At 62.4% G+C, this 6,970-nt stretch carries 10 protein-coding genes; 4 read left to right on the forward strand and 6 right to left on the reverse strand.

What is annotated here, in order from left to right:
• The first annotated feature begins 28 nt into the window (after positions 1 to 28).
• Both B3M53_RS13560 and B3M53_RS13565 read left to right on the forward strand, forming a co-directional pair.
• Positions 29 to 727, forward strand: a complete 699-nt coding sequence (locus tag B3M53_RS13560) for a pirin family protein (RefSeq protein WP_286800630.1) — start codon at positions 29 to 31, stop codon at positions 725 to 727.
• Between the two features lie 94 nt (positions 728 to 821).
• Entirely contained in the window at positions 822 to 1,040 is a 219-nt protein-coding gene (locus tag B3M53_RS13565; RefSeq protein WP_286800631.1) for a hypothetical protein, read from the forward strand.
• Here the strand turns inward: B3M53_RS13565 and queE are convergent.
• On the reverse strand, positions 1,037 to 1,666 hold the full coding sequence (gene queE / locus B3M53_RS13570; protein WP_286800632.1) for a 7-carboxy-7-deazaguanine synthase: 630 nt from the start codon (positions 1,664 to 1,666) through the stop codon (positions 1,037 to 1,039). The two genes, B3M53_RS13565 and queE, sit on opposite strands and share 4 nt — an antisense overlap.
• Positions 1,663 to 2,385 (reverse strand): 7-cyano-7-deazaguanine synthase QueC, encoded by a 723-nt coding sequence (queC, locus tag B3M53_RS13575; protein ID WP_286800633.1) that lies wholly within the window; start codon positions 2,383 to 2,385, stop codon positions 1,663 to 1,665. Before queC ends, queE begins: the two co-directional genes overlap by 4 nt.
• A gap of 48 nt (positions 2,386 to 2,433) precedes the next feature.
• Here queC and cutA point away from each other — a divergent pair, with 48 nt between their 5' ends.
• A complete protein-coding gene (cutA, locus tag B3M53_RS13580) occupies positions 2,434 to 2,769 on the forward strand; it encodes a divalent-cation tolerance protein CutA (protein ID WP_286800635.1) in 336 nt (111 codons plus the stop codon).
• Between the two features lie 16 nt (positions 2,770 to 2,785).
• Here the strand turns inward: cutA and B3M53_RS13585 are convergent, their stop codons facing one another.
• Together B3M53_RS13585 and B3M53_RS13590 are read right to left on the reverse strand one after the other, a co-directional pair.
• A complete protein-coding gene (locus B3M53_RS13585; protein ID WP_286800637.1) occupies positions 2,786 to 3,562 on the reverse strand; it encodes an ATP-binding protein in 777 nt (258 codons plus the stop codon).
• A complete protein-coding gene (locus B3M53_RS13590) occupies positions 3,486 to 4,625 on the reverse strand; it encodes a sensor histidine kinase (protein ID WP_286800640.1) in 1,140 nt (379 codons plus the stop codon). The genes B3M53_RS13585 and B3M53_RS13590 overlap by 77 nt, the downstream gene beginning before the upstream one ends.
• 127 nt (positions 4,626 to 4,752) lie before the next feature.
• Between B3M53_RS13590 and B3M53_RS13595 the strand changes: the two genes are divergently transcribed.
• Positions 4,753 to 5,322 (forward strand): DUF3299 domain-containing protein, encoded by a 570-nt coding sequence (locus tag B3M53_RS13595; RefSeq protein WP_286800642.1) that lies wholly within the window; start codon positions 4,753 to 4,755, stop codon positions 5,320 to 5,322.
• Between the two features lie 11 nt (positions 5,323 to 5,333).
• On the opposite strand, the gene B3M53_RS13600 is transcribed toward B3M53_RS13595, so the two are convergent.
• Both B3M53_RS13600 and B3M53_RS13605 read right to left on the reverse strand, forming a co-directional pair.
• Entirely contained in the window at positions 5,334 to 6,002 is a 669-nt protein-coding gene (locus B3M53_RS13600; protein ID WP_286800644.1) for a hypothetical protein, read from the reverse strand.
• 26 nt (positions 6,003 to 6,028) lie between these two features.
• A partial coding sequence (locus B3M53_RS13605; RefSeq protein ID WP_286800647.1) for a peptidoglycan-binding protein occupies positions 6,029 to 6,970 on the reverse strand: 942 nt, incomplete at its 5' end.

Consider the following 6,970-nt stretch of genomic DNA (forward strand, 5'->3'; position numbering starts at 1 on the left):
CAACACGAGCGAGCTAAGGAGGTTCGTCATGATTGATGTTCGACGTTTTGAAGATCTGGGCGCGTTCCGGTTCGACTGGCTGAACGCAAAGCACCATTTCAGCTTCGGCTCTTACCACAATCCCAAGCGTATGGGCTGGGGCGCGTTGCGGGTCTGGAACGATGATGAGATCCAGCCGGGCACGGGGTTTCCCCCGCATCCCCACGCAGAGATGGAAATCATCACCTATGTGCGTGACGGCGCCATCACCCACCAGGACAGCCTGGGCAATAAGGGCCGTACGGTGGCGGGCGATGTTCAGGTGATGAGTGCGGGCAAAGGCATTCGCCACGCCGAGTACAATCGCGAAAACGAGCTGACCCGGATCTTCCAGATCTGGATCATGCCCGATGAACGCGGCGGCGAGCCCTTTTGGGACAGCCGCAGCTTTCCAAAGAATGATCGGGCGGGCGAGCTGATTGTGCTGGCTTCTGGCCGCAAGGGTGATGACGACGCCCTTCCCATCCGAGCCGATGCGCGGGTTCTGGGCGGCACGCTCAAGTCTGGTCAGTCGGCAAGCTATGCGCTGGAACCGGGCCGTCACGCTTATCTCGCGCTCGCCAAGGGCGCAGCCATCGTCAATGGTGAGACGCTGGGGCCGCGCGACGGCGCCGCGATCGTCGATGAGCCGAGCCTCGAGATCAAAGCGATCGAAGACGCCGAAATCGTTCTGGTGGACAGCCTTTAGACTCCACCGCCATCTTCACCCGGCCTTAAGCGCCAAGGACTAAACAGAAAGCTTCGGGGAGCGACGGGCTCCCCGAAGCTTTCTGGAGTTCGCCATGTCGCGCCCTGCCCTTGTGATGTTCGCCCTCGCCACGCTGATGCTGACGCCTGGCTGCATCGTGGTGCAAACCGCCGATCTCGCGGTGGGCGCAACCGGCGCCGTGGTGGGAACCGCCGGCAAGGTGGTGGGCGGCGCTGTGGATATCGTCACGCCCGGCAAGACCGCGCCCGAGGACAAATTCGTCACCGAGCTGTGCGAACAGACGCCCGCCTAGGGCACATTGATCCATTTGTGAGTCTGCAGGCTGAGCATCCATTTGGGATGCTTGAGGCAATACTCAAACGCGGCTAGCGCGTTTTCCGCCTGCCTTGGTCCATCCATGGGCTGAAGCCGGAATTGCCTGAAATCGAGATGCTCGAACAGCTCGGGCATGGCCTCAGGCTGGGGATAGACGAGCTTGAGCTCATCGCCCGTGAGTTGCTTGAGCGGAGCGGTGGATTTCGGGCTGACGCAGACCCAGTCGATGCCTTCGGGCGCCTTGATGGTGCCGTTGGTCTCAACCGCAATCTTGAACCCGGACTTGTGCAGAGCGTCGATCAGGGGAGCGTCGAGCTGCAGCAACGGTTCGCCGCCCGTGCAGACCACATAGGGCTCGCCCCCGCCCGGCCACAGACTGGCGACGGCTTCCGCCAGCGCCTCGGCGGTCTTGAACTTGCCGCCATTCACCCCGTCGACGCCCACAAAATCCGTGTCGCAGAACTGGCAGATGGCGCTGGCGCGATCGCGTTCCAGCCCGCTCCAGAGATTGCAGCCCGCAAAGCGCAGGAACACCGCCGGGCGCCCTGTCTGGCCGCCCTCGCCCTGAACGGTCAGGAACATTTCCTTGACGGAATAGGTCATTCGCCTGTCGCGCCTTCGCGCCATGTGATCCAGCCGGTCTTGCGCAGCTCGCACGCCGGGCAGTCATCACAGCCATAGCCCCAATCATGACGCTGGCCGCGTTCGCCGCGATAACAGGTATGGCTATGCTCAACGATCAGATTGACGAGCGTCTCCCTGCCCAGCTCATGGGCGAGCGCCCAGGTCTGGGCCTTGTCCAGATGCATGAGCGGAGTCTCAACCATTGTCGGCCGATCAAGCCCCAGCCCCAACGCTTTCGCCTGGGTCTGGATCGTGTCTTCGCGGCAGTCGGGATAACCTGAATAATCGGTCTGGCACATGCCGCCCACCAATACGTCGACGCCGCGGCGATAGGCGAGCGCTGCGGCGACGGTGAGGAAGACGAGATTGCGCCCCGGCACGAAGGTTGAGGGCAGGCCCGCCTCGGTCATGACGATTTCCATGTCCGCGGTCAGCGCGCTTTCAGCGAGCGCGCCATACCCTGACAAATCCACAAGCCGGTCCTCGCCCAGCCGGTCCGCCCAATCGGGGAACGCGTCGAGCATGGCGGCGCGCACCTTCTGTCTCGCGGTCAGTTCCACATCATGGCGCTGGCCATAATCAAAACCGATCGTCTCCACCCGCTCATACCGGCTGAGCGCCCAGGCGAGGCAGGTGGCGGAATCCTGTCCGCCGGAAAACAGCACCAGAGCCGCGTTTGAAGAAGAGCGTGTATCCATGTAGCCAGTATATCTTGCTTATGAGCCGCGCCTGCAAGGATCACATCCATGCCCGATACCGCCCCCACGATTTGCCTGCTTTACACGACCTGGCCTGACGAGGAGAGCGTGACGCGCGCCGCGCACCGGTTACTCGAGCAAGGCCTGATCGCCTGCGCGAATATTCTGGGCAGGAGCCAATCCATCTATCGCTGGGAGGACGAGGTGCAGAGCGAGCGTGAAATCATCGCTCTGTTCAAGACTTCAAGCGCCTCTGCGCGTCAGGCCCGGGCGGAGATCAGCGCGCTGCACCCGTATGACGAACCCTGCATTCTGGCGCTCGACGTGAACAGCGCACTCAGCGCGGAAAGCTTTCAGAACTGGGTTATTGAGCAGACTTCCTGACCCTGCGCTTGCGCGATCAGGCGATCCGGTAGAGCTGGGCGTTAGCGATCGGATCGTTGGCGAGCGCTTGCTTGAGCCCCTCCATCAGCACCTCAGCGGTGACCGGTGAGCGTATCAGCGTCTCCATCGCATTCACCCGCAGCGGCGTATCCAAGCCTTCCACAAGGCGCAATACCGGCGTCATCGCGGCTGTGGACGGCAAGGCGCGCACGTCAGCAGCGGCGTCTTCAGGGGCTGTGTCCGTCAACTCATGGCCCAGAATGACCGCGTCATAGGCCGAAGCACTCAGCGCATCCAAAAGCTCCGAGCCATTGCTGGAACAAGTGACCACGCAGTTGAATGATTTGAGATAGCCCAGCAGCACAGACCGCAATGCGGGTTCACTTTCACCGACCAGAACACGCAAGCGGCGGCTGGACACCGACATCTGTTCGCCATCGGCGAAGCGATCCGCTTTTGCGGAGTGACGCAGCTTCACCTCGAACCAGAAAATCGAGCCAGTCCCGTCTTCGGCGGGCGCATACCCCACATCGCCGTGCATCATCTCAGCGAGTTTACGCACCAGATGCAGCCCCAGTCCGGTGCCCGCCTGTTTGATGTTTGGATCAATGGTGTCGCGTCCCATGGCGATGAACAGCTGCTCTCGCGAACTCTCAGGCACGCCGGATCCGGTATCGCAAACCTCAACACGCAGGGAAGAGCTCGCATTGCTGGCCTCACCGGCGCTCAGCCGGATCGTCACGCCACCAGAATCGGTGAAGCGGATCGCATTGCCGGTCACAATTCTGCACATATGCACCGCCATCAGCGCGCAGCGTGCGCTCGGCATCGCCTTCCAGCTCAATGTTCAGATCCAGTTTCTTGGCCAAAGCGTGCGGTTTGTGTTCACGACGCAGACGGTCAGCGAGATCGCTGGCCGTGAGGTCCTCGACCACCAGCTCCATACGGCCCGCATCAATGCGCGACACCTCGAGAACAGTATTGATCAGGCCTTCAAGGTTTTCACCGCTCTCAAGAAGCCCGGAGACCATCAGCGCCTGCTCATCGGTCAATGAGGTCTTGTTGAGCAATTGAGCCATGCCGAGGACGCCGTTGAGCGGCGAGCGCAGTTCGTGACCCATATTGGCGAGCATGACCGCGCTTGCGCGCGCCGTTTCTTCCGCCTTGCGAGCCGCCTGGTCATTATGTTCGGCGAGCCGCGCCAGAGCCGCGGCCTGTTCAAGGGTTTTCGTGTTGGCGCTTTCCAGAGCGACGGTTGCGGCGACCGATTCCTTCAAGGTCTCGGCATATGTCTTGGCCAGCATGGTGATGCCGGCCAGAAAGCCAAGCAGCATCATGGCGCCGAACGAGCCGATCAAAGGATCAACGTTGATCAGCGATACCGCCCATAATCCAAGCGCCGGACCGGCGTAAGACAGAATGACCCGTCGTTCGCCCGCAGAGGTCAGAACGGCGCCCGCCGCCATGCCGGCGATCACAAGGCCAACGATCTGGGCGACCAGAGACGGCGCTGCGTTTGACAGGATGAGCGGCGTCGTCCCCCACGCCACCCCGACCACGCCGGACAAGGCGATATACAGATACATCTCGGCGTCATTCGGCGCACGATCCGCCTTGCGCGCCCGAAACATGGCTGAAAAGCGCAAGACCGGGCCGATGCACAGCACGGCCAGCCAGGGCCAGAACACGACCGGCGCCACATAAGGATGGATGATCGCTGTCAGCAGCAGCGCATTGACGATGTTCAGCGGAACAGCGCGAAGTGCGCCTTTGGACACCAGCTCATACTGCGCCTGTCTGGCGCGTTGCGCGGTATCGTGTGTTTGAATGTCGTCCGCCGGGTTAAATTGACCCATCAAGCCACCTCCAGGACCGCTTCTCACGGCTCTTAGGTATGTTTATGACAGGAAGTTCTTAAAACTGCGTGCATTTCGCTCTGACAGTTCTTGAGACGCCAATGCCGTTTACTGGAGCCTTGCCCTCATGCTGCGCATATCTGGTCTGAGCCTTCTCACCCTTCTCGCCCTCACAGCTTGCGGCGCAGAGCCCACAGAACGTGTCGAGAGCATTTCGGGATTGGTGGCGGTTGACCCCAATGCTGAAGCAGAACTGCTGGTGTGGCGCGATTTGCTGCCGGATTCCGACCTGGAAGCGCTGGAGGCGCTCACTGAAGGCCGCGCCGACCCGTCCTTGATGAGCCAGCTGGGAGAACAAAGCACCATTGAGGGCCAGATCGGCACCTTCAATATTGTCGAAGACCTGGATGGGCTCGTCGTCAGGATGCCCGGCTATATCCTGCCCCTCGATTTCTCCGAGAACGGATCAGCGCAGGAATTTTTGCTGCTGCCCTATCATGGAGCCTGCGTACACGTCCCGCCACCGCCGCCCAATCAGATCGTGTATTTGCGCGCGCTGGAGCCCGTCCGTTTCGACAGCCTGTGGGAGCCGGTCTGGGTGGAAGGCCGCATGGAGATCGAACGCGTGGACACCGACCTCGCCGCCACCGCGTATTCCATGGTGGTGCGTTCTGTCGAACCCTATCAGGTGCGCTAGAGCGCTCGAGCCTAGTGCTGGCGGTCGCAGGCGTCCGTCGTGAACAAGTCCGCGATCACGCCTTCGCAATCCCGATCCCGGCGCGGCCGAGCATGGCGGCGCTCATACCGGTCATGCCCATGGGCGCCATGATAACGCGCTGGCGCCGCAATATCGGCTCGGATTTCCGCCAGGGACAATGAAACGTCCGTGAAGCGATCCTGCGCTCGCTCCCACGAATTCAGCGAGGCCACGCAATCGCGTTCCTCGTAATCGCGCTGATGCATGCAGGCGGAATAGGCGCGGCAAGAGCCCGCTGCGAACCGATAGGCGGCGTCCAGATCCAGCTCGAAAGCCCGCAGCATTTCCGTACGCTCGGTTTGTGGCCCTGAGGGCGGCTGGTCCACACGAAGCGTGCCTTCGCGGTCCTCCCAGCGCTCGTTCACATCCCCGCCCGAGGCATAGCCGGTGATCAGAAGCGCACGCGCAGACTCAATGCGCTCATCACGCTGAGCGCGCAGGGACTCCACTTCGCAGACCTGCAAGGCGGTATCGAGCGCGATGGCGTCCGCCGTGGCCTCCACCGGCGCGCTGGTCGGCGGGTAATACGGGTCCACTGGCGGGATGTAACCAGGCTCGGTCGTGCAGCCTGCGAGCGCGGCGGCGCTGATCAGCACGCTGAGTAAGATTGAATTGCGCATCAGTCCTGTCCTCTTGATCTCGCCGGTCATCGGCTCGCATTGGCGTCCAGGCATCCGGCGTCAGCCGGCGGAACGCGGGCGCGCATGGCGTTGCGCAAAATTTCCATCGCCCGGGCGCCCCGACCGGGCTCGGACATGGCTTCTTCTTCGATTTCTTCGCGGATCCGGGCCCATCGCACATGCGCATTCGGCGCGCTCGACAGTTCGGGCGTTGAACGGAAGCGCCGGGCCAGGCCATGACCCAGTTCAGCCGCATCACGCAGATAGGCGTCAGCGCGTTCAGGGTTCTCAACGATGGCGCACAAGCGATACGAGCCGAACACGGCCCCCGTGCCGTAAATGACCGCCAGATTGAAATTGGCGTCCGCGTCGCCGCGCACCGCCGCCATCTCCAGCCATTCAAGCGCCAGGTCGGTATTCTGCACCACCCCAAGCCCCACGGCATGCATGATACCCAGGACGTTCTGAACGCCGGGATCGCGCGCGGTCTGGGCCGCATGACACATCAGCTGGGCGGTCTGGCGCGGGGTCAGTGACGCGGTTTCATCATAGCCGAGCTCACGCTGGAAGGCGCGCACGGCCCGGCGGGTCTCCGCCCCATAGGCTCCATCGATCGAGCCGTTGTAATAGCCCAAAGCGGACAAGGCCGCCTGTCGCAGATTGAGCCCGATCACGTCCGCCAGGCGGCTTTCAGGGTCACGCGCGATGCGCGCCAGGCTGTCCTGGGTCACCGGGCAATCAACCAGATGCGCCTGCAGACGACGTTGCGCCAGGATCGAGGATTGAGCGCCGAAGGGGCGCCCCCAGGCGACGGACCGGTTCCAGAAGCGCATGGCCGCTTCGCGCGATTCCGGCATCAGCGGACGTCCGCCCGCCTGCTCGCAGCCAAAATCGATCAGCGAGGAAAAACTGTCGCCGCAATCAAGCTCCAGCGTGGTCAGCTCGGCATCCCCGCGCAGCAGCCAATA

It is taken from the genome of Oceanicaulis sp. UBA2681 (assembly GCF_002354675.1).
Lineage (GTDB): Bacteria > Pseudomonadota > Alphaproteobacteria > Caulobacterales > Maricaulaceae > Oceanicaulis > Oceanicaulis alexandrii.

Bases quoted from the DNA above. Each gene is read 5' to 3' on its own strand.
- B3M53_RS13585 (WP_286800637.1), bottom strand. From the start codon at position 3,562: ATGTGCAGAATTGTGACCGGCAATGCGATCCGCTTCACCGATTCTGGT.
- queE (WP_286800632.1), bottom strand. From the start codon at position 1,666: ATGACCTATTCCGTCAAGGAAATGTTCCTGACCGTTCAGGGCGAGGGC.
- queC (WP_286800633.1), bottom strand. From the start codon at position 2,385: ATGGATACACGCTCTTCTTCAAACGCGGCTCTGGTGCTGTTTTCCGGC.
- B3M53_RS13565 (WP_286800631.1), top strand. From the start codon at position 822: ATGTCGCGCCCTGCCCTTGTGATGTTCGCCCTCGCCACGCTGATGCTG.
- B3M53_RS13560 (WP_286800630.1), top strand. From the start codon at position 29: ATGATTGATGTTCGACGTTTTGAAGATCTGGGCGCGTTCCGGTTCGAC.
- cutA (WP_286800635.1), top strand. From the start codon at position 2,434: ATGCCCGATACCGCCCCCACGATTTGCCTGCTTTACACGACCTGGCCT.
- B3M53_RS13590 (WP_286800640.1), bottom strand. From the start codon at position 4,625: ATGGGTCAATTTAACCCGGCGGACGACATTCAAACACACGATACCGCG.
- B3M53_RS13600 (WP_286800644.1), bottom strand. From the start codon at position 6,002: ATGCGCAATTCAATCTTACTCAGCGTGCTGATCAGCGCCGCCGCGCTC.
- B3M53_RS13595 (WP_286800642.1), top strand. From the start codon at position 4,753: ATGCTGCGCATATCTGGTCTGAGCCTTCTCACCCTTCTCGCCCTCACA.